The organism is Streptomyces sp. NPDC023573 (genome assembly GCF_055559735.1).
On record NZ_JBVHKB010000001.1, the window covers coordinates 951,915 to 976,120 of the forward strand.

The 24,206-nt window shown below is 71.8% G+C and carries 19 protein-coding genes; 12 read left to right on the forward strand and 7 right to left on the reverse strand.

Annotation, left to right across the window (positions count from 1 at the left end; all coding sequences use genetic code 11):
• Nucleotides 1–78 precede the first annotated feature (78 nt).
• The gene (pepN, locus tag ACZ32T_RS04310) at nt 79–2,655 is read left to right on the forward strand and encodes an aminopeptidase N (RefSeq protein WP_467365245.1); all 2,577 of its coding nucleotides are present in this window, start codon (nt 79–81) and stop codon (nt 2,653–2,655) included.
• A gap of 56 nt (nt 2,656–2,711) precedes the next feature.
• Here pepN and ACZ32T_RS04315 read toward each other — a convergent pair whose 3' ends face one another.
• From ACZ32T_RS04315 to ACZ32T_RS04345, 7 genes are all read right to left on the reverse strand, one after another.
• A complete protein-coding gene (locus ACZ32T_RS04315; protein ID WP_467365247.1) occupies nt 2,712–3,110 on the reverse strand; it encodes a VOC family protein in 399 nt (132 codons plus the stop codon).
• A 158-nt stretch (nt 3,111–3,268) separates the two neighbouring features.
• Nucleotides 3,269–4,414 carry an allantoicase gene (alc, locus tag ACZ32T_RS04320; RefSeq protein WP_467365249.1) on the reverse strand — a complete coding sequence of 382 codons (1,146 nt, stop codon included), beginning with the start codon at nt 4,412–4,414 and terminating at the stop codon, nt 3,269–3,271.
• A gap of 59 nt (nt 4,415–4,473) precedes the next feature.
• A complete protein-coding gene (locus ACZ32T_RS04325) occupies nt 4,474–5,397 on the reverse strand; it encodes a LysR substrate-binding domain-containing protein (protein ID WP_467262718.1) in 924 nt (307 codons plus the stop codon).
• A gap of 80 nt (nt 5,398–5,477) precedes the next feature.
• A complete protein-coding gene (locus ACZ32T_RS04330; RefSeq protein ID WP_432783174.1) occupies nt 5,478–5,708 on the reverse strand; it encodes a hypothetical protein in 231 nt (76 codons plus the stop codon).
• A gap of 20 nt (nt 5,709–5,728) precedes the next feature.
• Nucleotides 5,729–7,876, reverse strand: coding sequence for a 4-alpha-glucanotransferase (gene malQ, locus ACZ32T_RS04335; protein ID WP_467365251.1), 2,148 nt, complete (start codon nt 7,874–7,876; stop codon nt 5,729–5,731).
• Nucleotides 7,877–8,209 carry a hypothetical protein gene (locus ACZ32T_RS04340; RefSeq protein WP_467262721.1) on the reverse strand — a complete coding sequence of 111 codons (333 nt, stop codon included), beginning with the start codon at nt 8,207–8,209 and terminating at the stop codon, nt 7,877–7,879.
• 321 nt (nt 8,210–8,530) lie between these two features.
• Nucleotides 8,531–9,067, reverse strand: coding sequence for an HNH endonuclease (locus ACZ32T_RS04345; protein WP_104785722.1), 537 nt, complete (start codon nt 9,065–9,067; stop codon nt 8,531–8,533).
• A gap of 317 nt (nt 9,068–9,384) precedes the next feature.
• Here ACZ32T_RS04345 and ACZ32T_RS04350 point away from each other — a divergent pair, with 317 nt between their 5' ends.
• The 11 genes from ACZ32T_RS04350 to ACZ32T_RS04400 all read left to right on the forward strand — a co-directional run bounded on the left by ACZ32T_RS04350 (nt 9,385) and on the right by ACZ32T_RS04400 (nt 24,205).
• A complete protein-coding gene (locus ACZ32T_RS04350; protein WP_467262723.1) occupies nt 9,385–10,449 on the forward strand; it encodes a mechanosensitive ion channel family protein in 1,065 nt (354 codons plus the stop codon).
• Between the two features lie 147 nt (nt 10,450–10,596).
• The gene (locus tag ACZ32T_RS04355; protein ID WP_467262725.1) at nt 10,597–11,757 is read left to right on the forward strand and encodes an ROK family transcriptional regulator; all 1,161 of its coding nucleotides are present in this window, start codon (nt 10,597–10,599) and stop codon (nt 11,755–11,757) included.
• A 123-nt stretch (nt 11,758–11,880) separates the two neighbouring features.
• On the forward strand, nt 11,881–13,221 hold the full coding sequence (locus ACZ32T_RS04360) for an ABC transporter substrate-binding protein (RefSeq protein ID WP_467262727.1): 1,341 nt from the start codon (nt 11,881–11,883) through the stop codon (nt 13,219–13,221).
• An 11-nt stretch (nt 13,222–13,232) separates the two neighbouring features.
• Nucleotides 13,233–14,231, forward strand: coding sequence for a carbohydrate ABC transporter permease (locus ACZ32T_RS04365; RefSeq protein ID WP_467365253.1), 999 nt, complete (start codon nt 13,233–13,235; stop codon nt 14,229–14,231).
• A gap of 1 nt (nt 14,232) precedes the next feature.
• The gene (locus ACZ32T_RS04370) at nt 14,233–15,138 is read left to right on the forward strand and encodes a carbohydrate ABC transporter permease (RefSeq protein ID WP_467262730.1); all 906 of its coding nucleotides are present in this window, start codon (nt 14,233–14,235) and stop codon (nt 15,136–15,138) included.
• A 5-nt stretch (nt 15,139–15,143) separates the two neighbouring features.
• Nucleotides 15,144–16,409, forward strand: a complete 1,266-nt coding sequence (locus ACZ32T_RS04375) for a 6-phospho-beta-glucosidase (RefSeq protein ID WP_467365255.1) — start codon at nt 15,144–15,146, stop codon at nt 16,407–16,409.
• Nucleotides 16,400–17,368 carry an N-acetylglucosamine kinase gene (locus ACZ32T_RS04380; RefSeq protein WP_467262733.1) on the forward strand — a complete coding sequence of 323 codons (969 nt, stop codon included), beginning with the start codon at nt 16,400–16,402 and terminating at the stop codon, nt 17,366–17,368. Before ACZ32T_RS04375 ends, ACZ32T_RS04380 begins: the two co-directional genes overlap by 10 nt.
• A gap of 291 nt (nt 17,369–17,659) precedes the next feature.
• Nucleotides 17,660–19,048, forward strand: coding sequence for a hypothetical protein (locus tag ACZ32T_RS04385; protein ID WP_467262734.1), 1,389 nt, complete (start codon nt 17,660–17,662; stop codon nt 19,046–19,048).
• An 11-nt stretch (nt 19,049–19,059) separates the two neighbouring features.
• On the forward strand, nt 19,060–20,100 hold the full coding sequence (locus ACZ32T_RS04390) for a glutamate ABC transporter substrate-binding protein (protein WP_467262736.1): 1,041 nt from the start codon (nt 19,060–19,062) through the stop codon (nt 20,098–20,100).
• Between the two features lie 47 nt (nt 20,101–20,147).
• Nucleotides 20,148–21,485 (forward strand): coiled-coil domain-containing protein, encoded by a 1,338-nt coding sequence (locus ACZ32T_RS04395; protein ID WP_467262738.1) that lies wholly within the window; start codon nt 20,148–20,150, stop codon nt 21,483–21,485.
• Nucleotides 21,482–24,205: a serine/threonine-protein kinase gene (locus ACZ32T_RS04400; protein ID WP_467365257.1), complete on the forward strand. Its 2,724-nt coding sequence runs from the start codon at nt 21,482–21,484 to the stop codon at nt 24,203–24,205. The genes ACZ32T_RS04395 and ACZ32T_RS04400 overlap by 4 nt, the downstream gene beginning before the upstream one ends.
• Nucleotide 24,206: the final 1 nt, after the last annotated feature.

The window sequence follows — 24,206 nt, forward strand, 5'->3', positions numbered from 1 at the left end:
GCGGAAAACGGACATCGCGTTGTGCCCGTCCCGCGTGGAAGGATGGCAAAAAACGTCGCATATCAAGGAGATGACCGCGTGCCTGGCACGAATCTGACCCGCGAAGAGGCACAGGAGCGGGCGCGCCTGCTGACCGTGGACGCGTACGAGATCGATCTCGACCTCTCCGGCGCACAGGAGGGCGGCACCTACAGGTCCGTCACCACCGTGCGCTTCGACTCCGCCGAAGCCGGTGCGGAGACCTTCATCGATCTGGTCGCCCCCGCGGTGCACGACATCGTGCTGAACGGCAAGGACCTGGACATCGCCGCCGTCTTCCGGGACTCCCGGATCACGCTGAAGCACCTCCAGGCCGGTGCCAACGAGCTGAAGGTCGTCGCCGACTGCTCGTACACGAACACCGGCGAGGGACTGCACCGCTTCGTCGACCCGGTCGACGAGCAGGCCTACCTCTACACCCAGTTCGAGGTCCCGGACGCCCGCCGGGTGTTCGCGAGCTTCGAGCAGCCCGATCTGAAGGCCACCTTCCGGTTCACCGTGAAGGCGCCGTCCGGCTGGACCGTGATCTCCAACTCGCCGACGCCGCAGCCCGAGGGCGACGTCTGGTCCTTCGAGCCGACGCCGCGCATCTCGACGTACATCACGGCTCTGATCGCCGGTCCGTACCACGCGGTGCACAGCAGCTACGAGAAGGACGGCCAGTCGGTGCCGCTCGGCATCTACTGCCGGCCGTCGCTCGCCGAGTACCTCGACGCGGACGAGATCTTCGCGGTCACGCGGCAGGGCTTCGAGTGGTTCCAGGAGAAGTTCGACTACGCGTACCCCTTCGCCAAGTACGACCAGCTCTTCGTCCCCGAGTTCAACGCCGGGGCGATGGAGAACGCGGGCGCGGTCACCATCCGCGACCAGTACGTGTTCCGGTCCAAGGTCACGGACGCGGCCTACGAGACGCGCGCCGAGACCATCCTCCACGAGCTGGCCCACATGTGGTTCGGCGACCTGGTCACCATGGAGTGGTGGAACGACCTCTGGCTGAACGAGTCGTTCGCCACGTACACCTCCATCGCGTGCCAGGCGGACGCCGAGGGCTCGAAGTGGCCGCACTCCTGGACCACGTTCGCCAACTCCATGAAGACATGGGCCTACCGGCAGGACCAGCTGCCGTCGACGCACCCGATCATGGCGGACATCCAGGACCTCGACGACGTCCTGGTGAACTTCGACGGGATCACGTACGCGAAGGGCGCCTCGGTCCTGAAGCAGCTCGTGGCGTACGTCGGCAAGGACGCGTTCTTCCAGGGCGTGCAGGCGTACTTCAAGGCGCACGCGTTCGGGAACACGCGTCTGTCCGACCTGCTGGGCGCGCTGGAGAAGACCTCCGGCCGTGACCTGAAGACCTGGTCGAAGGCGTGGCTGGAGACGGCCGGCATCAACATCCTTCGCCCGGAGATCGAGACCGACCCGAACGGCCACGTCACCTCGTTCACCGTGCTGCAGGAGGCCCCCGCGCTTCCCGCCGGGGCGAAGGGCGAGCCGACGCTGCGCCCGCACCGGATCGCCATCGGCTGCTACGACCTCGACGCCGCCGGGAAGCTGGTCCGCACGGACCGGATCGAGCTGGACGTCGACGGGGAGCGCACCACGGTTCCGTTCCCGGCGGGCACGGCGCGCCCGGCGGTCGTCCTGCTCAACGACGACGACCTGTCGTACGCGAAGGTCCGCCTCGACGAGGAGTCGCTGCGGGTCGTCACCGCGCACCTGGGTGACTTCGCCGAGTCCCTGCCGCGCGCCCTGAGCTGGGCCTCGGCCTGGGACATGACGCGCGACGGCGAACTGGCGACGCGCGACTACCTGGCGCTGGTCCTCTCCGGGATCAGCAAGGAGACGGACATCGGGGTCGTCCAGTCGCTGCACCGCCAGGTGAAGCTGGCCCTGGACCTCTACGCCGCCCCGGACTGGCGCGAGGCGGGTCTGAACCAGTGGACCGAGGCGACGCTCGCGCACCTGCGCGCGGCGGAGCCGGCCAGTGACCACCAGCTGGCGTGGGCCCGCGCCTTCGCCTCGACGGCGCGCAGCCCGCTCCACCTGGACGTGCTGCAGTCGCTGCTGGACGGCACCCAGGAGATCGAGGGCCTGGCCGTCGACACGGAGCTGCGCTGGGCGTTCGTGCAGCGCCTCGCCGCGACGGGCCTCATCGACGAGGAGGAGATCGCCGCCGAGTACGAGCGCGACAGGACGGCCGCGGGCGAGCGCCACGCGGCGTCCGCGCGCGCGGCCCAGCCCTCCGAGGAGGCCAAGGCCGAGGCATGGGCGTCGGTCGTCGAGTCGGACAAGCTGCCGAACTCCCTTCAGGAGTCGGTCATCGGCGGTTTCGTACAGACCGACCAGCGTGACCTGCTCGCTCCGTACACCGAGCGGTACTTCGCGGCGGTCAAGGACGTCTGGGACTCCCGCAGCCACGAGATGGCCCAGCAGATCGCTGTGGGCCTCTACCCGGCGCTCCAGGTCTCGCAGGAGACCCTGGACGCGACGGACGCCTGGCTGGACTCGGCGCAGCCCAGTGCCGCGCTGCGCCGGCTGATGTCGGAGTCGCGCGCGGGCGTGGAGCGTGCGCTCAAGGCCCAGGCCGCGGACGCGGCGGCGGCCACCGCGTAGCGGAGCCCCCACGGCGAGGGAGCGTCTCCGGCAGGAGGCGCCCCCTTCCGTACCCCCTAGGCCCGGCCCTCCTCCGCGTCCTGCGGATACCAGCGCAGCTCGACGGTGTTGCCGTCCGGGTCCCGCACGTAGACGGACTGCGCACTGCCCCGGGCGCCGAACCGCTCCCCCGGGCCGTCGAGCACGGTGAAGACGCCCGAGTCGATGACCTGCTGCCAGTCCAGGGGCTCGACGACCAGGCAGATGTGGTCCACGTTGGACTCGCCGCGGGGGCCGCTGAGCAGATCGATGATGGTGGTCGGACTGACCCGTACCGAGGGGAACGGGACCGTGCCGGAGCGCCACTCGTCCACCCGGACCGGCTCCAGGCCGAGGGGCCCGCAGTAGAACTCCAGCGCCCGCTCGACGTCCCGCACATTGAGCACCAGATGGTCGAAGGCCTTGACGCGCAGCATGGGCCGCCCTTTCGGTGTTGACGCCGTCGGTTCTCGCTCGTTGCCCCCATCCTGCCCCGACGGGCCCTCGCGCCGCTGCCCGAATGAGAACCGCCCGGCGGACGGGCGCCGAGTGCGCAGCCGTCCGCCGGGCGGGAGTTGTGGGCGTCCGGGGGGCGTCAGCCCGTGGACTGCTCGTAACGGCGGGCCAGTTCGGCCGCGCCCGCCTCCGTGGGCGAGCCGTGGAGACGCATCCTGGCCACGCCCCCGTCGGGGTAGGCGTCCAGGCGTACGTGGGTGACCACGGCCTCGGCGCCGAGGACGAAGCGGTGCAGGGTGTCGGGCTGGAGCCGGGTGCGCGGGAGGATCTCGAACCACTCGCCGCTCTCGCCGTCGCGGCCCTGGAGGCCGATCCAGCCGGCCGCGTTGCCCTTGAGGTAGGCGGTGTCGATCTCGACGGCGCACACCGCGCCCTGGGCGGGCAGCCGGAAGCGCACCCAGTCGTTCGTGTCGCGGACCCGGCGGCGGCGGTTCTCCCAGCCGTCGTCCATCTTGCGGGAGGTGCCGGGCAGGATGATCTGCGCCGGCGAGGAGTAGAAGCGGTCCGAGGCGTCCTCGTACATGCCGCCGTTCAGGATCGAGATCAGGTCGATCGTGCCCAGCGCCGCGAGCCAGGCCGGGTCGGGGACGACCTCGCCGTGGACGCGGAGGCGGGCGATGCCGCCGTCGGGGTGCTGGCAGATCCGCAGATGGGTGTAGCGGCGGCCGCCCGTGATCTCGAAGCCGTTGGCGGCGTGGCCGCGTACGGGGGTCGGCGGGACGAGCTCCTCCCACTTCGCGTCGTCGGCGAGGAGCTCCTGGGCCCCCGGGGCGCCTTCCACGGCCGCCGCCTGGACGGAGACGCGCTGCGGGTAGTTGCCGCGGAAGTGGGCGGTGTCGACGACGATGCCGCGGATGATCCCGGGAGTGCCCAGGCGGACGATCGCCCAGTCGTGGTCCTCGGGCGCGGGAAAGGGGTGGTCCGCGTCCGCGCCGCGGCGGCGGCGGGTCTCCCAGCCGTCCATGATCTTGCCCTTGTGACCGAAGCGCTCGGGGTCGAAGACCGCGGGTTCGCGGATCAGGAGGTTCTCGCGCTCGGCGAAGAACTCGTCGTTGGCCGCGATGACGCCCGCGCCGAGGCGGCGGTCCGCGAGGTCGACCAGTTCGGTGAAGGGGAAGTCGCCGGTCCGGTAGTCGGCGTAGGGGTCGCCGCCGCCGTAGGGGGCGGCGTCGTTGGCGTGCGGGTCGGTGGAGGAGGGTTCCGGCTGGATCTCGTCGGTGGGCATGTGCCTACTGTGCTGCCGCTCTACCGATCAGGTCCATCGAAAATTTTCGTACTGTCCTTTCAGGTGTACTGAATGGTCCGCTCCGCCGCCCACTGGAGCGCCCTCAGCACCCGTGCGACCGCGGGACCGCTCTCCGCTCCCTGCCGCACCGCCGCGACAACATGGCGGCAGGGCCGGTCCTCCTCCAGGACGCGCATCACCACGCCGTCGCGCGGCCGGTCGGAGGCCGACACCATCCGGGGGACGAGAGCGACGCCCATGCCCGCCCGCACCATGGCGAGGATCGCCGTCCAGCCGGCGGCGCTGTGGGCCTGCTCGGGGACGAATCCCGCGGCCTCGCAGGCGGCGGTGGTGATCTCCGACCACGGGCCGGACCCGCCGAAGATCCATGCCTCGCGGGAGAGGTCCGCCAGCCGCAGGGCGGGCGCGCCGGCTAGGCGGTGCCCGGCGGGCAGTGCCACGTCCAGCGGGTCGGCGAGGAGCGGCAGCAGGGTGAAGCGGGGGTCCCGGGCGGTCGGGGCGTGCGCCGCCAGGGAGAGCGCCAGGTCCACCTCACCGGCCGACAGCAACTCGTAGGCCTGGGCCGCCTCCGCCTCCCGTACGCGCACCTGGGGCCCGGGCCGGTCCCCGGACTCCAGCAGCCGCACGGCCGGCACGACGAGGGCGGGGACGGCGGTCGAGAAGGCACCGACCCGCACCTGGCCCGCCTCTCCCCGCAGATAGCCGGTCAGCTCGGCGTCGGCCCGCTCCAGCTGGGCGAAGACGGCCTCGGCATGGCGCAGGACGAGATGGGCGGCGTCGGTGAGCCGGACGCGGCGGCCCTGCGCCTCCAGCAGCGGTACGCCGAGCTGCCGGGAGAGGTTGGTGAGCTGCTGCGAGACGGCCGAGGGGGTCATGAGAAGGGCTTCGGCCGTGGCGGTGACCGTGCCCCGGTCGCGCAGGGTGCGCAGGATACGGAGCTTCTTGACGTCCCACTCGGTCATGGCCGAAACCTACCCGTCGCCCGGACATGCCGATGCGCCGCGCGGTACGTCGTACCGGCGGCACACTCGCAAGAGAGCCTTCAGGCCTGCTTCTTGGACTTGTCGAGGACCATGACGAGTCCCGCGATCACCAGGAACAGGACGATCGGGAGCGCGACGTAGAGACCGAGGGTCTCCAGCACGTTCAGCCCCGGGCCCGGGTCGTCACCGTCGTCGCGGGTCAGCGCGAGCGCCGGGGACGACATGAGCAGCATCATCAGCGTCGTACCGGCCGCGACGGCGCCGGCGCGCATAGCGTTCTTCTTGTCCACGGTGCAAACGTAGCGAACGCCTACGAGGGGCGCGCGCCCGGGGGTGCCGTACGGGACTCGTGGCCGTCCGTCAGGACCGCCATGAGCCGGTGCAGCCGGGGCGACGCGGTGATCTCCTCCAGCGTGACGGGGTGGCCTTCCGCGTCGGCGATGGGCAGGCGCCAGTTGGGGTACTGGTCCCAGGTCCCGGGGAGGTTCTGCGGCCGGCGGTCGCCCACGGTGTCCGGGAGCCAGACCCCGGCCATCCGGGCGGGGGTGGCCCGCAGGAAGCGGTGGACCGCGCGGACCGCCGCCTCCTCGTCACCCTCGCCCTCGGGCAGCAGCCGGAGCCGGGCCAGGCATGCCAGCCACTCGGCGGTGTCGGCGGCGTCCTCGGCCAGCTCCTGTTCCAGGCTCCGGGTGAGCAGCCCCAGCCGGTGGCGGAGCGTCACGTGATCGCCGGTCAGGCGTGCGGCGGTGGAGGGCAGATCGTGGGTGGTCGCCGTGGCCACGCAGCCCTCGCGCCACTGCCCGGGTGCCAGCGGCCGCCCCGTGCCGGCCCAGTCGCGCTCGAACCAGAGCACGGAGGTGCCGAGCACCCCGCGGCGGGCCAGCGCCTCGCGTACGCCGGGCTCGACGGTGCCGAGGTCCTCCCCTATGACGACGGCACCGGCCCGGTGTGCCTCCAGGACGAGCACGGCGAGCATCGCCTCGGCGTCCTGGCCGACGTAGGCGCCCTCGGTGGGCGGGCGCCCCTCGGGCACCCACCAGAGCCGGAAGAGACCCATGACGTGGTCGATGCGCAGCGCTCCGGCGTGGGCGAGGAGGCCGCGCAGGAGGTCGCGGTAGGGGGCGTAGGCGGACGCCGCGAGGGCGTCGGGGCGCCAGGGGGGCAGCCCCCAGTCCTGGCCGTGGGCGTTGAAGGCGTCCGGGGGCGCGCCGACGGACATGCCGTGCGCGAAGGCGTCCTGCTGGGCCCAGGTGTCGGCGCCGTCGGGGTGGACGCCCACGGCGAGGTCGTGGACGATCCCGACGGCCATCCCGGACTCCCGCGCGGCGCTCTGGGCCGTGGCGAGCTGGGTGTCGGTGAGCCAGGCGAGCCGGCAGTGGAAGTCGACCCGGTCCAGCAGTTCGGTGCGGGCGCGGGCGCTCTGCGGGGAGCGGGGGTCCCGCAGCCCTTCGGGCCAGTCGCGCCACCGGGAGCCGTGCACCTCGGCCAGGGCGCACCACAGGGCGTGGTCCTCCAGGGCCTGCCCCTGCCCGGCGAGGAAGTCGCAGTAGGCGGCGCGGCGGCCGGGGGTCAGGGGGACCTCGTGGACGATCTCCAGGGCCTGCTTCTTGAGCGTCCAGACGGCATCCCGGTCGATGAGCGCGCCCTTGTTCAGCACGGCCTCGCGGAGGGCGGCGGCTTCCTGGCGCAGGTCGTCCAGGGCCGCCCTGCCGGGCTCGGCGACGTGGCCGTACTCCGGGATCGACTCGATGTGCAGATGGACCGGGTCGGGGAAGCGGCGGGAGGAGGGACGGTACGGGGACGGGTCGGTCGGGCTGCCGGGCACGGCGGCGTGCAGCGGGTTGACCTGGACGAAGCCGCTCCCCAGGGTGCGTCCCGCCCAGGCGGCGAGGTCGGCCAGGTCCGAGAGGTCGCCCATGCCCCAGGAGCGGGCGGACAGCATCGAGTAGAGCTGGACGAGGAATCCGTGCGTGCCGGCGGCCGGCTGGGGTACGCGGTCCGGAGCGACGACGAGCGTGGCGGTGGCGTGGCGGTGGTCCGCCGTACGGACGGTCAGCCGGTGGACGCCCAGGGGCGGTTCGTTCCACCAGGCGGGTGTCGTCGGCGAGCTCGTCTCGGAGGCGGGTGCGGGAAGCACCCGCATGCGCAGGGGCGACGGCGCGTCGGTGGCGCCCGGCTCGGGGTCGACCGTCAGGAGCGCGCCGGGCGGCAGTGCGGTCAGCGCTGCCGGCAACGGCTCTCCCGACCAGGCCACCACGGTCGGCGGGAGCAGTCGGGAGGCCGCTGCCGATTCGGCTGCGGCGAGTGATCCCTCCACCTCCGCGGGGGTGCCGGCGTCGACGCCCAGGGCGGCGAGCACGGCCGTGACCGTGTCGTCGGGGACGGACACCGTGACATCCGCGGACGGGGAGAAGGAGGTGGCGACGCCGTGCAGTGCGGCGAGCCGGGACAAGCCCATTCAGACTCCTGGGGACTCCATGCCCCCTGCGGTGCCGGGTGCTGTCGGCTCGCTGGTCAGAGGGGCGACGGCGGCGAGCGGTGGCTCGCTCGTGAGGGGTGTGGCGTCGGCGAGCGGAGGCTCACTGGTGAGCGGGGGTTCGCCGGGAAGCGGGGCGCTGTCGAGCGAAGCGGGCTCACCGATCAGGTGCGAGACCTCGGCGAGCGGCAGCTCACTGATCATCGGAGGGGCGGTGAAGGACGGGGACGTCTTGCCTGCCAGCGGATCGGAACCCATGGGGCTAGGCACCTGTTTGGAGAGGGCGGAGAGCAGAAGCTGCGCGGAAGCGGGCATGGTGGCCTCCTGGCCGTGGACAACAGGACACAGCAGACCTACCCAGCGGGCGCGGGAGCAGACGTGGACGTGACATAGGCGTTATGACAACGATTCCAACGTGCCGTGGGTCACACTTCGTTCCCCGGCGCGTCAGGTATGGACCGTTTTCAGCCACTCGGCGGCGCCTCTCCCGACGCAAAGCCCCCTGGACCCGGCCCGTCCGTCGTAAAAGCCCCCGGGCCCGCGCCCGTCCGCCGGGCCGGCGCCGCGCCCGCCCGGGTGACGTGGTCGCCCGCCCGGGTGACGCGGCGGCCTCCGCCACGTCGACGGCCCGGCACCTCAGGCGGAGACGCCGTCGATCCGGGCCATCACGTCGTCCGCGCCGAAGGGCTGCAGATAGGGCAGCCAGCGCGGGTCCCGGTGCCCGGTCCCGATGATGCGCCAGGCGAGACCGCTGGGCGGCGCCGGCTGGTGGCGCAGCCGCCAGCCGAGCTCCGGCAGGTGGCGGTCCGCCTTGACGTGGTTGCAGCGGCGGCAGGCCGCCACCACGTTGTCCCAGGCGTGCTGCCCGCCGCGGCTGCGCGGGATGACGTGGTCGACGCTGGTCGCGGCGGCGCCGCAGTACATGCAGCGGCCACCGTCCCTCGCGAAGAGCGCCCGGCGCGTGAGCGGGACGGGCCCCCGGTAGGGGACCCGCACGAACCGTTTGAGGCGGACCACGCTGGGCGCCGGTACGGCACGGGTGGCACTGTGCATGAAGGCGCCGGACTCCTCGAGGCAGATGGCCTTGTTCTCGAGGACGAGGACGAGCGCGCGGCGGAGAGGTACGACGCCGAGCGGCTCGTACGAAGCGTTGAGAACCAGGACGTGCGGCACGGTGGATGCCTCCTTGTACGCCGGCGACGCGTGGCTCGCGCCGGGACGATCCGATCTCAGTCTCTCCTCATGCCTGGTCCGAGCGCCACCACGTGCGAGTAACGGGCCGAAGGGATTTTTCTCACCGTCCCGCCGTACGCGCGCCCCGGGCACACCCGAACAGCTGCTTGAACGGGGAGGCAGGCCGTCCCGGGGGGCCGGCCACACCCCCGCGCCCCCGGGTGAGACGTGTATCTCCCTCCCCGACGGCAACGAACCGGCCCCCCGGCTTCGTTACTGTGGTTGGTCTGCTGTCGCCCCATACGGAGGTCCCCGTCGTGTCCCTGTCCGCCCTCCTGGCCGCGGCTCCGTCCCCCGGGGCCGCAGGCTCGCTGGACGAAGCCGCCGAGCGGGCCGGGAACGCCGCAGGCTGGGTCGAGGAGAACTGGTCCACCTGGCTGAACACCGGCCTCCGGATCATCCTCATCGCGGCCGTCGCGATCGTGCTCCGCTATCTGATCCGGCGTGCCCTGACCAACCTCATCGACCGGATGAACCGCAGCGCCCAGGCGGTGGAGGGCACGGCCCTCGGCGGCCTGCTGGTCAACGCGGAACGCCGCCGCCAGCGCTCCGAGGCCATCGGCTCCGTGCTCCGCTCGGTGACGTCGTTCCTGATCCTCGGCACCGCGGCCCTGATGATCCTGGGCGCCTTCCAGATCAATCTGGCCCCCCTGCTCGCCTCCGCGGGGGTCGCCGGGGTGGCCCTGGGCTTCGGCGCGCGCAACCTCGTCACCGACTTCCTCTCCGGCGTCTTCATGATCTTGGAGGACCAGTACGGCGTCGGGGACCAGATCGACGCGGGTGTCGCCTCCGGCGAGGTGATCGAGGTCGGTCTGCGGGTCACCAAACTGCGGGGCGACAACGGCGAGATCTGGTACGTGCGCAACGGCGAGGTCAAGCGGATCGGCAACCTCAGCCAGGGCTGGTCCACGGCCGGTATCGACGTCACGGTCCGCCCCACGGAGGACCTGGAGTCGGTCCGCAAGGCGATCGCCGGCGCCGGCGAGACCATGACGAAGGAAGAGCCCTGGTCGGAGCGGCTGTGGGGCCCGGTCGAGGTGCTCGGCCTGGACGCGGTGCTGCTCGACTCGATGACCCTCCGGGTCACGGCGAAGACCATGCCCGGCAAGTCGCTGGGCGTCGAGCGCGAGCTGCGCTGGCGCATCAAGCAGGCGCTGGACGCGGCCGGGATCATGATGATCGGCACCATCCCCCTCCAGACGGACGGTGAGGCCGCCGCCGATCCGACGGCGGCCGTGGCGGCCCCCTCGGCGTACGCGTCGGCGACGTCGCCGCAGTCGCTGGCGGCGACCCCCATACCGCCCGCCAACCTCACGAAGTAGCCGCCGCCGGACGTCCGGTGCGCGCAGCGCCCCCGCAGGTAACGCTTTGGTTGCCTCGGGGGCGCTTCCCATTGACGCCCCGGTGACGCCGCCATACCTTCCTCTCACCGATAGGAAAGTTTCCTAACAGAGGCAGGCGCGTCGCTCATGGCCGGAACCACCCCAGGCACCCCCAGCGTTCTGCGTGCCATGAACGACCGGGCGGCGCTCGATCTCCTCGTCGCCCAGGGGCCGCTCACCCGCACGCGCATCGGCGAGCTGACCGGGCTCTCGAAGCCCACCGCCTCCCAGCTGCTGGCGCGCCTGGAGGAGGCGGGCCTGGTCCGCTCGACGGGCAGCCAGAGCGGGCGCCCCGGGCCGAACGCCGTGCTCTACGAGATCGACCCGGCCTCCGCCCACGTCGCCGCGCTCTCCGTCGGGCCCACCGGGATCGACGCCGTGGTCGCCGACATCACCGGCACGGTGGTCGGCTCCTGCCGTGTGGAGGCCGAGGCGGTCGCGGAGGACGTACGGCACCGCACCGCCCAGCTCGTCGCCGAGGCAGTGGACGGCGCCCTGCGTCCGACCGGTCTCGGCCATGACGACCTCGCCGCCGTGGTGGTGGGCACCCCGGGCGCGATCGACCCGCACACCGGGCAGCTGCGCTACGCGCCCCATCTGCCCGGCTGGCACTCCCGTACGCTGCTCGCCGACCTCGCCGAGGTGGTCGGCCGGCCGGTCGTCATCGAGAACGACGTGAACCTCGCCGCCGTCGCCGAGCAGTACGAGGGCGCGGCGCAGGACCACGACCACTTCGTGCTCGCCTGGGTCGACGAGGGTGTCGGCGCGGCGATCGTGCTGGGCGGCACCCTCCTGCGCGGCGCCACCGGCGGCGCGGGCGAGATCGGCTACATGCCGCTGCCCGGCGCCCCGCTCGCCCGGGGCGGCGCCGCCGACTGGGCGGGGCCCGACGCGGGGGGCGGCTTCCAGAGCCAGGTCTCCTCCCCCGCCGTGCGCGACCTGGCCGGAGGCAGACCGCTGGCCGAAGCGCTCGCCGACGAGGCGGTGGCCGCCGAAGTCGCCCGCAGACTCGCCACCGGCCTCGCCTCCGTGGTCGCCGTGGTCGATCCGGAGCTGGTCGTGCTCTCCGGCTCCGTGGCCCAGGCCGGCGGGGACGGCCTGCGCAAGCGGGTCGAGGCCGAGATGACCGGTCTGGCACTGCCCAGGCCGCTGCTCCGCGTCAGCGACATCGCGGGCGACCCGATACTGACCGGCGCTCTGCGCACCGCCCTCGCCCAGGCGCGCGACAGCACGTTCGACACCGCCTGACCCCGCCCGCCCCCTCCTGACGGCCCGCCGTACCGCGCGTACCGGTGGTCCGTACGGCACCCCCATGCCCGCTCCCGCCACGCTTCACCGCCTGTCCCTCCTCCCCCGCGAAGGAAGTCCGCCATGGCGCTACGGCGCATTCGTACCCGCGTGCCCCTGGCGCTCGGCGCAGCGGCCCTGCTGCTGTCCGGCTGCGCGAATCCGAGCACCGGCAGCAACACCGACGACCCCACCAAACCGGTCACGCTGAAGTTCTGGCACGGCTGGTCGGCGCCCGGTGAGGTCAAGGCGATCGACGAGAACATCGCCCGGTTCGAAAAGCTCCACCCCAACATCGACGTCGTCTCCACCGGCAACGTCAGCGACGAGACGATCAACCAGGCGCTGCGGGCCGGAGGCGGTGACGCACCCGACGTCGTCACCTCGTTCACGACCAACAACGTCGGGCAGTACTGCTCCTCCGGCATGTGGGCCGATCTCGACCCCTTCCTGAAGAAGAGCGGGATCGACAAGGCGAAGGTCTTCCCGAAGACCCTGCTGGACTACACGCGGTACGAGGGCGTCCAGTGCGCGGCGCCCCTGCTCGCCGACGCGTTCGGCATGTACTACAACAAGGACGCCTTCGAGGAGGCGGGCATCAGCCGGCCTCCTCGCACCATGTCCGAGATGAAGGCCGACGCGGTCAAGCTGACGCGTAAGAAGAAGGACGGCTCGCTCCGGCGCGCCGGCTTCATGCCGAACTTCCAGCTCTACCAGAACTCCCCCGACCGGATGTTCGCGCAGTGGGGCCCCGAGTACTTCGACGCCGACGGCAAGGCGAGGCTCGCCGACGAGCCCAGGACCGAGCAGTTCTTCACCACCATGCGCGGGATCTCCGACGCGCAGGGCGGCTACCGGGCCATGGAGCGGCTGCGCGCCACCTTCGGTGACGAGATGTCCTCCCAGAACGGCTTCCTGACCGGCAAGCTCGCGATGCACCTGGACGGCGAGTGGCGCGGCCTGATGCTCGACGAGGCCGAGGCGGACTTCGACTGGGGGGTCGCCCCGCTGCCGGTCCCCGACGACCAGGCCGACACCTACGGGCGCGGTTATCTGACGGGCACCGTGGCCGGCATCGCGCACAGCAGCCGACACCAGAACGCGGCGTGGGAGCTGGTGAAGTACCTGACGACCGACACCGACGCGGTCGTCCACTTCGCCAACGCGATCCACAACGTGCCCTCCACCTTCGAGGCGCTCAAGTCGCCCGACCTGGACGCGGATCCGGCCTTCCGGACCTTCATGGAGATCGCGCGGAACCCGCACAGCCAGGCCGTTCCGCCGTCGAACAACGGCGGTCAGTACATCACCTCGTTCATGGACTTCTCGCAGTCCGTCGAAGCGGGCAGGACCAAGGATCTGCACGGCGCACTGAAGGAACTCGACGAGCAGATCGACGCCGACAACCTCCAGTCGGAAAACTGAGGAGCCGAGTCATGGCACTTTCCCTCTCCACCCCGGCGAAGTCCGCCGGACGGGGGACCGAACCGGCCCCCCGCAACTCCCCCCTGCGGCGCAAGCGGAACCGCGAGCGGCTGCGCACCCTGGGATTCCTCTCGCCCTGGCTGATCGGCTTCTCGGTCTTCTTCGGCTATCCGCTGATCGCGACCGTCTACTTCTCGTTCATGCACTACAACCAGATCAAGGCGCCGACGTTCGTCGGGCTGCGCAACTGGAGGTACGTGCTGGAGCAGATGCCGCTGTTCGGGCCCGCCCTGTGGAACACACTGTGGCTGGTCGTGGTGATGGTCGCGCTGCGCGTGGTGTTCGGTCTCGGTGTCGGCCTGCTGATCACCAGGATCAAGACGGGGGTCGGGCTGTTCCGCACGGCCTTCTACATCCCGTACCTGGCGCCGCCGGTCGCGGCCACCGTCGCCTTCGTCTTCCTGCTCAACCCGTCCACCGGGCCGGTCAACGAGATCCTCTCGTGGTTCGGCCTGCACGGCCCGAGCTGGTTCAACGACCCGAACTGGTCGAAACCCTCGCTGGTGCTGCTCTCCCTGTGGGGCATCGGCGACCTCATGGTCATCTTCATGGCCTCGCTGCTGGACGTGCCGAAGGAGCAGTACGAGGCCGCCGACCTGGACGGCGCGGGATCCTGGACGAAGTTCCGCTACGTCACCTGGCCCGCCATCACACCGATCGTGCTGTTCGCCGTCGTCACGGGCGTCGTGCAGACGATGCAGTACTACACGCAGGCCCTCGTCGCGGGGAAGCTCGCCTCCGGCGTCTCCATCGGCCCCGGCACCGTGATCCAGCCCGGCTATCCGGACCACTCCACCCTGACGGTGCCGCAGCTCGTCTACTCGATGGGCTTCCAGAACTTCAACACCGGTGCCGCGTGCGTCCTCTCGCTCGTGCTCTTCGCCATCGCCATGGCCGTCACCCTTCTGCTGATGCGCAAGAGCGTCGGCCTCATCCCGGCGGAGGACTGAGATGACGATGCCCACCACCCTGACCAGGCCGGACACCGCCGTGGCGAGCCGCCCGAGCGGCTCCGACGCGGCAAGGCACCGCCGTAAGCGTGTCCTGAACTGGATCGCGGTCCACTCCGTGGCCGTCGCGCTCGCCCTGTTCTTCGTCCTGCCGTTCGTCTTCGTCCTCCTCACCTCGGTGATGAGCGACGACCAGGCGATGAGCGGCGAACTGTGGCCCGACTCCTGGAACTGGTCGAACTACTCGACGGTCTTCCACACCCCGGGCTTCCTCAGCTGGTGGCGCAACTCGCTGATGTACGCGCTCGTGGGCACCGTGTTCACCGTGTGCTCGTCGGTGCCGGTCGCCTACGCGCTGGCCAAGTTCCGCTTCCGCGGCCGGCGTACGGCGATGATCCTCGTCATCTCCACGATGATGCTTCCGCCGCAGGTCATCATCATCCCGATGTACCTGGTGTGGGCGCAGCAGTTCCACCTGTCGGGCTCGCTGTGGCCGCTCATCATCCCCATGGCGTTCGGCGACGCCTACTCGATCTTCCTGCTGCGGCAGTTCCTGCTCACCATTCCGCAGGAGTACATCGAGTCGGCGAAGGTCGACGGTTGCGGTGAGTTCCGCACGCTGCTCAAGATCGTCGTACCGATGGCCAAGCCGGGCATCGCGGCCATCGCGCTCTTCCAGTTCTTCTACTGCTGGAACGACTACTTCGGACCGCAGATCTACGCCGCACAGAACCCGGGCGCCTGGACCCTGAGCTACGGCCTGGAGTCCTTCAAGAGCGCCCACGCGGTCAACTGGAACCTGACGATGGCCGCCACCCTGCTCGTCATGGCGCCGGTCATCATCGTGTTCTTCTTCGCACAGAAGGCCTTCGTCGAAGGCGTCACCCTCACCGGAGTAAAGGGCTGAGAAGCATGAAGCTCGCAGTAGTGGGCGGCGGGTCCACCTACACCCCCGAACTGATCGACGGTTTCGCGCGGCTGCGGGACACCCTGCCGGTCGAAGAACTCGTGCTCGTCGACCCGGCGGCCGACCGGCTGGAGCTGGTCGGCGGCCTGGCGCGGCGGATATTCGCCAAGCAGGGCCACCCGGGCCGGATCGTCACCACCTCCGACCTGGACGCCGGGGTCGCCGGCGCGGACGCCGTGCTGCTCCAGCTCCGCGTCGGCGGGCAGGCCGCCCGCAACCAGGACGAGACGTGGCCGCTCGAATGCGGCTGTGTCGGCCAGGAGACCACCGGGGCGGGCGGTCTCGCCAAGGCGCTGCGCACCGTCCCGGTCGTCCTCGACATCGCCGAGCGGGTGCGCCGCACCAATCCCGACGCCTGGATCATCGACTTCACCAACCCGGTCGGGATCGTCACCCGGGCCCTGCTCCAGGCCGGGCACAAGGCCGTCGGCCTGTGCAACGTGGCGATCGGCTTCCAGCGGAAGTTCGCCGCCCTGCTCGACGTGACACCGGGCGAGGTCCACCTCGACCATGTCGGGCTCAACCACCTGACGTGGGAGCTCGGGGTGCGGCTGGGCGGCCCGGACGGCGAGGACGTCCTGCCGAGGCTCCTCGCGGAGCACGGTGACGTGATCGCCGGTGACCTGCGCATGCCCCGGCAGATCGTCGACCGCCTCGGCGTGGTCCCGTCGTACTACCTGCGGTACTTCTACGCGCACGACGAGGTCGTACGGGAGCTCGGCACGAAGCCGTCCCGTGCGGCCGAGGTCGCCGCGATGGAGAAGGAACTCCTGGAGATGTACGGCGACCCGGCCCTGGACGAGAAGCCCGCGCTGCTGGGCAAGCGGGGCGGTGCCTTCTACTCCGAGGCGGCCGTCGACCTGGCGTCCGCGCTGCTCGGCGGGGGCGGCTCCGCGGTGCAGGTGGTCAACACGTACAACAAGGGGACGCTGCCCTTCCTGCCGGACGACGCGGTGATCGAGGTCCAGGCCCGGGTGGACGGCAGCGGTGCCACGCCGCTCGCGGTGCCCGCCCTGGACCCGCTGTTCGCCGGGCTGATCGGCCACGTCACCGCCTACGAGGACCTGGCTCTGGACGCCGCGCTGCGCGGCGGCCGTGACCGGGTGTTCAAGGCGCTGATGGCCCACCCGCTGACCGGTCAGTTCGAGTACGCCGAGGCGCTCACCGACAAGCTGATCGCGCACAACCGGGAGCACCTGGCGTGGGCCTGACCGCACATGTGCTCGCGATCGACGCGGGCAACAGCAAGACGGACGTGGCGGTGATCGGCGCCGACGGGACCGTCCTCGGCACCGGGCGCGGGGGCGGCTTCCAGCCGCCGGCCGTCGGGATCGGCACGGCCGTCGACGGGCTCGCGGAGGCGGTCGGGACCGCCCTCGCGCAGGCTGGGGCCGTCGGCGTCGACCATGTGTCGGCCTGTCTCGCCAACGCCGACCTCCCGGTCGAGGAACGGGAGTTGGCCGAGGCGCTGGAAGCCCGCGGCTGGGGCGGCACCGTGGAGGTGCGCAACGACACCTTCGCGATACTGCGCGCGGGGGTCGACGAGCCCCGCGGCGTGGCCGTGGTGTGCGGTGCGGGGATCAACTGCGTCGGCATGCGGCCGGACGGGGCGACCGCGCGCTTCCCCGCGATCGGCCGCCTCTCCGGTGACTGGGGCGGCGGTTCGGGGATGGCCGAGGAGGCGCTGTGGTTCGCGGCGAGGGCCGAGGACGGCCGCGGCGAGCCGACCGAGCTGGCCCGGACCCTGCCCGGCCACTTCGGGCTCGACTCGATGTACGCCCTGATCGAGGCACTGCACCTGGGGCACATCCCGTACGCCCGCCGGCACGAGCTGACCCCGGTGCTGTTCTCCACGGGGGCGGCCGGCGACCGGATCGCGCGCGCCCTCGTGGACCGGCTCGGCGACGAGGTGGTGGCGATGGCCGCCGTCTCGCTGGCCCGGCTCGGTCTGCTGGAGGAAGAGGTACCGGTGGTGCTGGGCGGCAGCGTGCTGGCGGCCCGGCACCCCGCTCTGGACGACCGGATCGGCGAACTCCTCGCGGTCCGCGCGCCGAAGGCGGTGATCAGGGTCGTCTCCGCTCCGCCGGTGCTGGGTGCCGGACTGCTGGGCCTGGACCGCACGGGGGCCGCCCCCGCGGCGTACGACAGGCTGCGGGCGCGGTACGTCTGAGAGTTGACCCGCCGGGCGTCCCGTGGCCGTGCCGCGCGGGGCGCCCCTCCCGTACGGGAACCGATCAGCTGTCCCGAACGTGTTCATGTGGGGAGATCAGTCTGCTCAGGGGCCCGCCCGGCCGATTGCCTTGATCGCTCGCGCTCGTCCTGATCGAATACGGGGGCGGGGGCGCGATCCGGGCATTCCTGGTGGACCAGGTTCCCTTGGGGCCATACTTCTGGCCAGGACGAGTCGTCCCCCGATCGGCCGGGGGGCCCGGGCCGTCGTCATGACCGAGGGGGAGGTCTCGTGACATACCCGCCGAGCGGGGCCGCACTGCGGGAGCCCGGGCCGGATGCGCCGTCCGCGCCCGTGACGGTACCCGCGCAGCGTCGTGGTGTCCCGTCCGTGGCCGTCGACCGGCTGCGCGCCGCGGCGACGACCGAGCCGGGCAGGCTGCAGATCTTCGGCGCCGTACTGGCGCTGCTGGTCGTGGTGTTCGGTGCGGTGACCGTCACGGAGATCTCCGGACGTGCCTCGTCCGCCGATGACGTGGTGACACGCAGTCAGCCGCTGAGCGCGGCCGCCGCGAGCATCTACCGTTCACTGGCCGACGCGGACACGATGGCCGCGAGCGGCTTCCTGGCGGGGGCTCAGGAGCCCGAGGACGTGCTCGCGCAGTACGACGCGGACATCAAGGAGGCCTCCCGGCTGCTGGTGAAGGCCGCGGCGAGCACCGACGCCTCGACCTCCTCGCACCGGGAGATCACCACGCTGGGCGAGCTGCTCCCCGAGTACACGGGGCTGATCGAGCGGGCCCGGGCCAACAACCGGCAGGGTCTGCCGCTCGGCGGCGCCTATCTCCGCTACGCCAACCAGAAGATGACGAACGAGATCCTCCCGGCGGCCGAGCGGCTGTACGCGGCGGAGACCGGCCGGCTGACCACCGACTCGGCCGACGCCCGGCGTTGGCCCGTCCTCTCGCTGGCCACCGGGGTCCTGGCGCTGGCCGCGCTGGTGTGGATGCAGCGGCGCAACTACCGCAGGACGAACCGCGTCTTCAACCACGGGCTGCTCGCGGCGACGGCCGCGGCCACGGTGGTGCTGCTGTGGCTGGCCGTGGGACACACGGTGGCCAGGGCGGAGCTGCACAGCGCGATGTCGAACGGGCAGCAGTCACTCGACGTCCTCAACAAGGCCAGGATCAACTCGCTGAAGGCACGGGCCAACGAGAACCTCACGCTGGTCGCCCGGGGCGCGGTCCTGACCCCGGACGGCGCGGACAAGTACGAGACCGACTACAGCACGGGCATGAAGGCACTCGGCACACAGCTCGAGAGCGCGGAGAAGCTCGCCGGCGACGACTCCGGGGGGAGTGAGCCGGTGGAGGCCGCCATCGACAGCGTGTCCGAGTGGCAGGACCGCCACAAGAAGGCCAGGGCGACGGACGACCAGGGTGATTACGACAGCGCGCTGCTGCAGATCATCGACCCGGAGAACTCCACGGGTGAGTCCTTCGAGAAGGTCGACGACGCGCTGGAGACGGCCCTCGCCCATGAACAGGACCAGTTCGACGCCGCGGCCGAGGACGGCCGCGGGGCGCTGGGCGGGCTGCCGGCCGGGGCAGCCGTCCTCGCCGTGCTGGGTGCGGTCGCCGCGATCGTCGGGGTCAACCGCAGGCTCTCGGAGTACCGGTGAGGGGACGAGCGATGACCAGGCCGAAGGGCTGGGCCGCACGGAGCAGACTGCGCGGCTGGGGCGGTGTGACGGGCATGGCGGTGGCCTGTGCCGTCACGGCCTCGCTCACCCTGCTGCCGCTGGCGCACGGCGAGGGGACGCTGGGCGGGCTGCACACGGGGCAGGGCGCCACCTCCGCGGTGCCCACGAAGGCCGAGGAGTGCGAGGACCCGGAGGCGAGCCTGCCGGCGTCGAGCGCCGACGGCCCGAGCATCGAGAAGATCAAGAAGCGCGGCAAGCTGATAGCGGGTGTCGACCAGAACAGCTTCCGGTGGGGCTACCGGGACCCGGAGGCCGAGTCCGGCACGCTCGAAGGCTTCGACATCGACCTGGTGCGGGCCATCGCGGAGAACATCCTCGGCGACCGCGACGCGGTGATCTTCCGTGCCATCCCCACCAACCAGCGCATCGACGCGCTGGAGAACGACAAGGTCGACGTCGTCGTGCGCACGATGACGATCAACTGCAAGCGGGCCGAACAGGTCGCGTTCTCCACGGCCTACTTCCAGGCAGGCCAGCAGGTCCTGGCGCCCAGGAAGTCGACGATCACCGGCTACGACGAGTCGCTCAAGGGCAAGCGTGTCTGCACGGCGGAGGGCTCGACGGCGTACGACGCGCTGAACGAGAAGTCCTTCGGCGCGGTCTTCGAGGACGAGCACGACGGCACCGAGCTGGACGAGGACCGGCTGACCGTCCCCAACCAGCTCGACTGCCTGGTACGGCTGCAGCTCGGCGAGGTCGACGCGGTGGTCACGGACAACGCGCTGGCGGCCGGCCAGGCGGCCCAGGACCCCGCGGTGGAGCTCAAGGGCGACAAGCCGTTCACCACCGAGTACTACGGCGTGGCCGCGAAGCTCGGCGCCGACGACCTGGTGGCCCGGGTCAACCAGGTCCTGGCCGATTACCGCCAGGGCGGGGCGCAGAGCCCCTGGATGACGTCGTACCGCACCTGGCTGGAGGAGGGGCTGCCCGGCATCAAGGGCCCCCCTGCCCCCAAGTACCGCAGCAACTGAACCTGTCCGGGCCCTGAGGTCCGGCGGCCGGAACGGAGAGGTGATCGATGGGCGTGGCGGGATCCTTCCCCGGTTTCGCGGGGAGGCCCCCCGGCCCGGTCATGGACCGGGACGAGGCGGACCGTGCGCTGGCCCGGCTCGGTGCGGAGCACGAGGCCATCGAGACGTCGCTCCTCGCCCTGGAGGAACATGCCGGCCGCCGGCTCCTGGAGGGCGCCACTCTGGCCGGTGTCACCAAGGAGCGCTGGAGCTCGACCAAGCGGTCGATCACGCTGCTCTGGCGGTACTTCGACGCCTACGCCGGTGCGCTGGCCTCGGCCCGTGAGATCCGGGCCAGGCGCCGCTACCCCGGCAGGAGCGACCTGGTGGCCCTGACCGACCTGCTGCGCGGCGACGGTGTGACCGTGGCGAACCAGGGAGCGCCCGGCCCCGGCGTCTCGCTCACCGGCCCGGCCCGGCTCTCCGAGCGGTTCACGCTGGAGGACCTGGTCGCCCGGATGAACGACCTGTACGCCCAGGCACTGGACATGGTCCTCGCGTCGGACTCCGTCTGGTCGGCGCTGCCCGCCCGGATCGACCTGCTGGCCGCCGAGTTGCGCCGCACCGGCTCTCTGGCGCACTCCGTCGGGGTGCGGCCCGGGGAGCACCCGGCCGGTGACGACCTGGAGTCGATCGCCGAGGAGCTGGCCACGCTGCGGAAGCAGGTGATCTCGGATCCACTGGCGTTCTGGGTGCCGGGCCCCGGCAGTGCCGCGCCCGGCGGAGGGCGGCCCGACACCACGCGCTACGACCGCGCGGCCCTGGCCCTGGAGGACGTGCGCCGGGAGATCGAAGCGGTGCTGGCGGTCCGGCAGGACGCCGAGCAGCGCCTGATGCAGGTGCGTGACCTGCTGTCGCGCGCGAACCGTACGCTCGCCGAGGCCCGGTTGGCGCGCGGCGAGGTGCTGGCGAAGATCGCCGCGTCCGAGGTGCCCGCGGTCAGCGGACCGCCGACCGTGTTGCAGGAGCGGCTCGCGACTGCCTCGGCGTACCGCAGGCACGCCCAGTGGAACCGGCTGTCGCCTCTGCTGGAATCGCTGGAGCGGGAGGCCGAGGACGAACTGCTGCGCGCCCGGGAGTCACTGACGTCCGTCACGGGGCCGCTCGCGGTCCGGGCGGAGCTACGCGGCAGGCTGGACGCGTACAAGGCGAAGGTGGCCCGGCACGGCCTGGCCGAGGACCCGTTCCTCATCGAGCGGTACGACGCGGCCCGGCGGATGCTGTGGAGCGCCCCGTGCGATCTGCGCGTCGCCGAACAGGCGGTGCTGCGCTACCAGCAGGCCGCCACCGATCTGCTGACACCGCGCCGTCGGGGCGAGTACGACGGACAGGGGGAGACATCATGAGTACGCAGTGCCAGCGCCCCACGTGCGAGGGCGGCTACGAGGACATGGGCGGCGGCGAGCTGTACTGCGACACCTGCGGCCTCGCGCCGGTCGTGTCGCCGACGGGCATGGTGAGTTCACCGCCCACCGGCATCGCGGGCGGTGGCAGGGCGGCGGGCGGCCGGGGAAGCAGCAGCACCTCGCAGCGGACCGGTTCGCAGGCGTCCGCGCGCTCCTCGTCCCGCTCGTCGACCTCCCGGCGCTCGGTGTCCGGGCGGCTCTCCCGCTCCCTCTCCGGCAGCGCCACGTCCCACTCGGTGTCGGTGCGCTCCTCGGGTGCCTCGACGGGTTCCTCCTCCGGGCGCGGCCGGCTGGGCGCGGGCCTGGTGCTCGTGCCGGACGTGCCGCGGCCCGACCCGCACACGGCGGTGATGGAGAACCCGGAGGTCCCCGAGCGGAAGCGGTTCTGCTCGCGCTCCGACTGCGGTGCGCCGGTGGGCCGTGCCCGTGGGGAGCGGCCGGGCCGTACCGAGGGGTTCTGCACCAAGTGCGGTCACCCGTACTCCTTCGTGCCCAAGCTGCGTGGTGGTGACGTCGTGCACGGGCAGTACGAGGTGGCGGGCTGCCTGGCACACGGCGGGCTCGGCTGGGTCTATCTCGCGGTGGACAGGGCGGTCTCCGACCGCTGGGTGGTTCTCAAGGGTCTGCTGGACACCGGGGACCAGGACGCCATGGCGGCGGCGATCTCCGAGCGGCGCTTCCTCGCGGAGATCGAGCACTCCAACATCGTCCGCATCTACAACTTCGTGGAACACCTGGACCAGCGCACCGGTTCGCTGGACGGCTACATCGTCATGGAGTACGTCGGCGGGAAGTCGCTCAAGGAGATCGCCAACGAGCGCCGCACACCCGCCGGGAAGCGGGATCCGCTGCCGGTCGAACAGGCCTGCGCGTACGGCATCGAGGCGCTGGAGGCGCTCGGCCACCTGCACAGCCGCAACGTGCTGTACTGCGACTTCAAGGTCGACAACGCGATCCAGACCGAGGACCAGCTCAAGCTCATCGACATGGGCGCGGTGCGCAGGATGGACGACGACGAGTCGGCCATCTACGGCACCGTCGGCTACCAGGCGCCCGAGGTGGCCGAGGTCGGCCCGTCCGTCGCCTCCGACCTCTACACGGTCGCGCGGACCCTCGCGGTGCTGACCTTCGACTTCCAGGGCTACACGAACGTCTTCGTGGACTCGCTCCCCGACCCGGACAACATCGAGGTGTTCCGGAGGTACGAGTCGTTCTACCGGCTGCTCGTGCGGGCCACGGACCCGGATCCGGCCCGGCGGTTCTCCTCGGCCGCGGAGATGGCGGAGCAGCTGACGGGTGTGCTGCGGGAGATGGTCGCCCTGCAGACGGGGCGCCCGCGCCCGGCGCTCTCGACCCTGTTCGGTACGGAGACGCGGGTGACGGACACGGCGTTGTTCGCGGAGCCGGCCGGTGAGGTGTCGCGGCTCGGCGCCCGGACGGGCCCGTCCGGCGGCGCGGGACGCCTCGGACGCCGGCGTGCGGTGGCGGCAGCCACGCTCCCGGCCCCGTCCCTGGCGGCCGCCCCGCCCGTCGCCCCCGCGCCGCAGGGCGCACCGCCCGGCGCCGCTCCGCTGTACGCGCCCGACACCCACGTCCGGGGCGGCGGCCCGGCGGCGTACGAACGCCCCCCGGCGGCTGTTCCAGCTCCTCGCGCGCCGGTCCAGGGGCCCGGCGCGCTCCCGGCCGTGGTCCCGGGTGCCGCCCCCCGGCTCGCCGCGTTCGACGCACGGGCGACCTCGCTGGCCCTGCCCGTGCCCCGGGTCGATCCGAACGACCCCAACGCCGGTTTCCTCGCCGGGGTGATGACGTCGGCGCCCGCGGAGCTGATCTCCGCCCTGCACTCCGTGCCCGCGGCCTCGCTCGAGACCCGGCTGCGGGAGCTCCGTGCCCGCCTGGAGATGAGTGAACTCGACTCCGCGGTGCGGGCGCTGACGGCGGTGGAGGCCCAGCACCAGGACGACTGGCGGGTGGTCTGGTACCGCGGGATCACCTCGCTGGTGACCGGTGACAACGAGAACGCCGCGCTGTCCTTCGACGCGGTCTACGACGCCTTCCCGGGCGAGCCCGCGCCGAAGCTCGCGCTGGGCGTCTGCGCGGAGGTGCTGGGGCAGCTGGACAACGCCGCGGAGTACTACCGCCTGGTGTGGTCGACGGACCCGAGCTTCGTCAGCTCGGCGTTCGGTCTGGCCCGGGTGCAGATCGCCGCCGGGGACCGGCCCGCCGCGGTGCGCACCCTGGAGTCCGTGCCCGAGTCGTCGATCCACTACACGGCGGCCCGGGTCGCCGCGGTGCGGGCCCGGCTCCGTGAACGCGCACCGCACGAGCCGCTGATGGACGACCTGTCGGCCGCCGCCGACCAGGTGACCGCGCTGCGGGACTACGGCCTGGACGCGGTGAGACGTGAGCAGTTGTCGACCGAGGTACTCGGCACGGCGCTCGACTGGGTACTCTCCGGTAGTCCCACGGCTCAGCCGTCGGCTCCGACCTCTCCCGCAGCCGCGGGGCCGAGGACGGTGCTCGGCAGCGAGCTGGACGAGCGGGGCCTCAGGTTCGGCCTCGAACGCTCGTACCGGATGCTCGCCCGGCTCGCGCAGCGGGGCGACGAGAGGATCGAACTGGTGGAGCGGGCCAACCGTTTCCGCCCCCGGACCTGGGTGTGAA

Bases quoted from the DNA above. Each gene is read 5' to 3' on its own strand.
- ACZ32T_RS04340 (WP_467262721.1), bottom strand. From the start codon at position 8,209: ATGCCCGCTTCCGCGCAGCTTCTGCTCTCCGCCCTCTCCAAACAGGTG.
- ACZ32T_RS04315 (WP_467365247.1), bottom strand. From the start codon at position 3,110: ATGCTGCGCGTCAAGGCCTTCGACCATCTGGTGCTCAATGTGCGGGAC.
- ACZ32T_RS04390 (WP_467262736.1), top strand. From the start codon at position 19,060: ATGACCAGGCCGAAGGGCTGGGCCGCACGGAGCAGACTGCGCGGCTGG.
- malQ (WP_467365251.1), bottom strand. From the start codon at position 7,876: ATGGGCTTGTCCCGGCTCGCCGCACTGCACGGCGTCGCCACCTCCTTC.
- ACZ32T_RS04355 (WP_467262725.1), top strand. From the start codon at position 10,597: ATGGCCGGAACCACCCCAGGCACCCCCAGCGTTCTGCGTGCCATGAAC.
- ACZ32T_RS04375 (WP_467365255.1), top strand. From the start codon at position 15,144: ATGAAGCTCGCAGTAGTGGGCGGCGGGTCCACCTACACCCCCGAACTG.
- ACZ32T_RS04365 (WP_467365253.1), top strand. From the start codon at position 13,233: ATGGCACTTTCCCTCTCCACCCCGGCGAAGTCCGCCGGACGGGGGACC.
- ACZ32T_RS04400 (WP_467365257.1), top strand. From the start codon at position 21,482: ATGAGTACGCAGTGCCAGCGCCCCACGTGCGAGGGCGGCTACGAGGAC.
- alc (WP_467365249.1), bottom strand. From the start codon at position 4,414: ATGCCCACCGACGAGATCCAGCCGGAACCCTCCTCCACCGACCCGCAC.
- ACZ32T_RS04360 (WP_467262727.1), top strand. From the start codon at position 11,881: ATGGCGCTACGGCGCATTCGTACCCGCGTGCCCCTGGCGCTCGGCGCA.
- ACZ32T_RS04325 (WP_467262718.1), bottom strand. From the start codon at position 5,397: ATGACCGAGTGGGACGTCAAGAAGCTCCGTATCCTGCGCACCCTGCGC.
- ACZ32T_RS04395 (WP_467262738.1), top strand. From the start codon at position 20,148: ATGGGCGTGGCGGGATCCTTCCCCGGTTTCGCGGGGAGGCCCCCCGGC.
- ACZ32T_RS04370 (WP_467262730.1), top strand. From the start codon at position 14,233: ATGACGATGCCCACCACCCTGACCAGGCCGGACACCGCCGTGGCGAGC.